This window comes from Salipiger marinus (assembly GCF_900100085.1).
GTDB classification, from domain to species: domain Bacteria; phylum Pseudomonadota; class Alphaproteobacteria; order Rhodobacterales; family Rhodobacteraceae; genus Salipiger; species Salipiger marinus.
Map to the genome: position 1 here is coordinate 1 of NZ_FNEJ01000061.1, position 4617 is coordinate 4617.

General features: G+C 60.3%; 3 protein-coding genes. All 3 read right to left on the reverse strand.

Annotation, left to right across the window (positions count from 1 at the left end):
- A partial coding sequence (locus tag BLR51_RS26555; protein ID WP_131821903.1) for a helix-turn-helix domain-containing protein occupies positions 1 to 218 on the reverse strand: 218 nt, incomplete at its 3' end.
- Between the two features lie 90 nt (positions 219 to 308).
- On the reverse strand, positions 309 to 1850 hold the full coding sequence (locus BLR51_RS26560; protein WP_089852557.1) for a UvrD-helicase domain-containing protein: 1542 nt from the start codon (positions 1848 to 1850) through the stop codon (positions 309 to 311).
- Between the two features lie 11 nt (positions 1851 to 1861).
- Positions 1862 to 3706 (reverse strand): ATP-dependent nuclease, encoded by a 1845-nt coding sequence (locus tag BLR51_RS26565; RefSeq protein ID WP_089852558.1) that lies wholly within the window; start codon positions 3704 to 3706, stop codon positions 1862 to 1864.
- Positions 3707 to 4617: the final 911 nt, after the last annotated feature.

Genomic DNA, 4617 nt, shown 5'->3' on the forward strand with positions numbered 1-4617 from the left:
CGCGACTTGCGCTGTTCGGCCAGCAACCAGCCCGACAACTTCTCCGCGTATGCGTCGAGCTTGCTCGGCCGCGACGGCACGTTGAACTTGGGCTCGACGATCCCGGCACGCAGGTAACGCCTGATAGTATTGCGCGACAGACCAGTCCGCCGCGAAATCTCACGGATGGGCAACTTATCCCGAAGTGCCCAACGTCGAATGACGCTCAAAATATCCATGTCGATCACTCCAATGACCCCCGACAAATCCCGTCAGGGGGAGGGTTCCACATGGGTCAGTTCTCAGTGACATTTCCTATCGCCGCTGGGTCAGTTCTCAGTGACATCCAACAGTGTGATGTCAAGCGCATCAGCATAGCGACCTCGCTCTCGCCAGTTCTGTTCCAACGTCTTGCGCAGCATATTGCCCCGCTCGAGCAGACGCACATTGCGGGCGTCGTTCGCAATCGCCCGCAGCCGGGGACACTCTCCATCAGCAAGCTTGGCGCGAATGGCGATCCAGTCCTTGTCAGGATCGCCGAGCATGACAACCTGCTGGCTTGCGTAGAGTACGGCGGCGATAGGCTGGATGACGCTGCTCGCGTGTGGGGCGCGTCCCGCGGCGATCCGCTGGTTCCATTTCGCCAGCGCCCTCTCCAGTCTGACCGCATCGCCCAGATCACGCTTGCTTGGGTCAGATCCCCCACGGCCGCGAAGGTACTGGCACATCAGATGGACCAACTGGTCGAGGTCATCCGCACCACACGCTTGCTGGAGTAGTAGCGCAATGACGTCGGCTGCCAGGATCGGTCCTTCCATATCGATCGAGGCGGCATGGGCGATGGCTGGCACGTTGCCGAACGGTTCGCGCAGGATATCGGAAACAATCCGCATCATCCGCTTGGTCGGAACGAGGATTGCCAGCGACCAGTCGGGCCGTCCTGTGGCGATCAACCGGGCACGCGCCTGCAAGACCTGCGTGACTAGCGCTGCATAGGCCTGGTTCCGGTTAGACGGAAACCCGCAAAAAGCGATGCCAGCATACTCGGACTTGCTGAAGTTGGCGGTCAGCACCTCGTTGCCGAAGAGTAGAATGTCCGTGTCCTTGCTGCGGTGATTATCCGAGCCGAGCTCGGTGAAGGTCGGAGCGAACGCAGCCTTGAAATGGTCAAGGCGGGCGGGATCGGCGCCGATAAACTCGAAAATGCGTTGCTCGGGGTCAGCCAGCGCGATCAAGGTGCAACGGTCGCCAAGCGCCTTAACGACGCGCCACTGAGCCGCGCTTGTATCTTGGAATTCATCGAAGATGATGCAGGGCCAGGTGATGGCAGTGAGCGCTCGCAGTTTGGCCGACCCCTCGAGAAGTCGCGCCACGAGATCGGCAAACAGATCGAAGCAGATTTTCCCCTCAGCAAACGCAAGGCGCTCCCGCTCAGCCTTCTCGCGCGTTCGCTTTTCGGCTAGCTCGGCATCGTCGAGCTTCTTGTCGGCGCCATATTCGCGGCGAATTGCAGCCAAGGCGATCGCCTCGCCGGGCGGCGTGAGGAACGAGATCCTGCGCGGCAGGCCGACCAGATAGCCGTGCGTCTTGAGCAGCCGCCAGAAGAAGTTGTGATAAGTGTCGACCTCGATCCGGCTCCGATCGGCGGGCGAGATGTCCTGTTCATCGTCGATCGCTTTGAGGACACAGGATACTGTCGCGCGCGCGAAGCTAAGAAAGAGGACACGCTGCCCAGGCTTGAGCGTTTCGCGGGCGATCTTTGCCGCCTTCAGGATCGACACGGTTGTCTTCCCGGAGCCGGGGCCGCCTGTGACCAGCTGATGGCCGACGGTCGCGAGTACGATCTGCTGCTTCGGCGTAAGGTCGACCATGATTACTACTGCTATAAGCCGAAAAGGAGGTCGAAGTCGTCGCCGTCACTGCCAGTTGCCGGCCCCGCAGTCGGCGGAGTTGGGGGCGGATCGCACAGCTCGCGCAGCCGTGCGCAGGTCTGGCGAAACCAGAGAGGTATCTCGGCCTCTGAGCACTGGGCGAGGAAGTCGGCGATGCCCCAGTTGCCCTTCGACCACTGAAAATAGTCCATCAGCGCATCTTTCATATTCACGTCGGCGCCCGCATGCTTTGCCGCCAGATGCTGCGGCCAGGCCAGCGACTGCGAGAAGCGGTTCATCGCCTCCAAAGTGGTGTTTTTGAGGACAAGTTCTTCAATGCCCTTTTCTGGATGCATGAACAGCTGCTCGACCTCGGCCTCGATCGCCTGCTGCGCCTCCTGTCTCTGCAGGTCACACAGCGCGAACACCCGCTTCCCCAGCCCCGCGTAGAGCTTGCCGAGATCGGCGATCTGAGTCTCGGTCTTCGCGTTAATTATGGTAATGCCCAAGGCTTCGATCGAGGTGTAGGCCGCTGGATTGAGATCAGAGAGCCGACGCGCGACCACTGGAAGCGCTGCTGCTTCGGAATCTCCTTCTGCGATGAGCACCCGGCGCGCCAGCAGCCCTTCGCAAAATTTGGTGCGGAAGTCCTGACGATAGCGCTTGTGCTTCACGCTGTCGGGTAGGGTGATCGACGACTGGCTGAGCATGCCGTGGTGAGTCCGTGAAAGGATGACGGTCTCGTCAAGACTGAATTCTTCCAGGACATAGGGGGAATGCGAGGTGATGATCGATTGGGCGGCGAGCTTGCGTAGCTCATGGACGATCCGCTTCTGCGCATAGGGAGGGATAGCTGTTTCGACCTCCTCCATGGCGAAGATCACATTCTGCTTGTCCTCGGCGATCTGAGAGAGAAGCGCCAGGACGAGCATATTAATAGTGCCGGTGCCCTGCCGATAGAAAGGCGCGGCATGGTTGCCATTGCCGGTAGCGATAAAGGCGGTGATCACTTTGCGCAGATGCTCGCGCGTCAGGCCGGAGACGCGAAGCTGCGGCTGGGCACCCCATTCACGGGGAACATATTTCTTGAGCGAGGCATTCACGCTTTCGAGGACCCCGCTGATGCCCATCTCAGGGGCACCCGCCACGTCCAGTGTGGAAAGTGCTTCGAGTGTGCCCTCCCAAAGCCGGGGGCGGATCTCCTTCAGGCGGAGGATGATGTCGAGCAGGCTGCCATGCTCAAGGCTGAGCGCGCGCGACCCGGTCCTGAGCGAGCGGAGGAAAAGGAAGCCGCAATGCTGCTTATCGTTTTTGCGGAACGGCGTGGGCGTGTCGCCCTCGGTCAGGCTGCGGCTAAAATAGGTAATGCCGGTGAAATCGTCCTCGTCGGGATCATATTGGCCGATGAAAGTGACGCGCAGCGCCGCGTTGATGGGCGCAGCATCTATGCTGGCGGGGTTCGCTTCTGTGAACAGAGTTCCATCGACCGTGTTGAGCCACTCGATGCTGCCGCCAAAACGGGCGAGCTGTTCCTCCGACAAGTCGGTGATCGTCACTTCGATCTCGATTTGCAGCGGCTCTGTATCCGCCGGGGGGGCCGCGGCATTCACGGGGGCAACCCCTCCTTGGTCGGCCGCTGCAACGGCAGGCGCGAGATAGCGTCCCTCGAAGAAGTCGTGCTCGTCGACCGGCGGCCTACGGGATAGCCGGTCGGGACCCAGCACCAGATCAATGGCCTCCAGCACCGAAGACTTGCCGGTGTTGTTGTCGCCGATAAGCACAGCATGCGCGGGCAGGCAGATGGTGGCGGACCTGATTCCGCGAAAGTTGTTGATCGATACCGAATGAATTCGCATTTCTGTTTTCTACCTCTCCGCTCCTGCGCAAGATGAAGCGAGCTCGGCCTTTTGGAAAGCAAAGACAGATAATTGATATGTTCTGGAGGAATTTTCTTCTCGGATTGGCCACGTGTGTTTTAGAGGCCTGATTTCCAACTTCTTTGTGAACGGCGGTGATCGCTGCACTCCAATGAAGAAGCGCAGCCTTCGGTGGGGTGCCAGGTTCGTCGAGCGTTAGCCCTCCGGGCAGCTACCGATTGAGCGATTGGTTTAACCGAACCCCAGTTGTACCCGCCTTTGTGCTGAAAACCATACCGATGGGACGCGAACCCCAAGCGGCCGTTCGTCGATCCTGCGGCAAACGACGACTCCCCTGAAGGTTTTTCGATGCGGGCCGTGGTGCGACGTTGGCTGCCAAGAGATGGCGGCCCGCGTTGACAAACCTCGGAAGGACGAGGCCGCGAGGGGCTTGGTGAGCGCTATGGGGAAAGCGCGCTGACGGTCTTTGCCACGCTAATCGAGGAGGTGGCGGCTGTTTTGTGGGCGGCGTTGACCGGCGGTGGGTTGCGGCCGGTCGATGCCGGCGACAAGGTCAGTTCCGGCCTTTTGCCAGTGGTACGACGAACCGGGGTCGTGGGGCGCAGGGTGACATCACCGGCGCTGCGCAGGCCAGTCGACATGGATGCATGCAGGATGACGGGCGGCTCGTCATGCGACCTGCTCCCGTGGTGGCGCGCGCGACATGGGTTTCTGGCCGCGACGGAAGATCTCGATGTTGATTTCCACCCAGGCATAATTTCCACTGAGAACTGAGCCATGTGTACCTTCCCCGAAAGCGTTGAGCGGCGGGGGTAACGGAGTGACCCACATGGGACTTTTGAACATCATCCGACGGATGCATTTGCGTCAGAAGCTGTCGATCCAGGAGA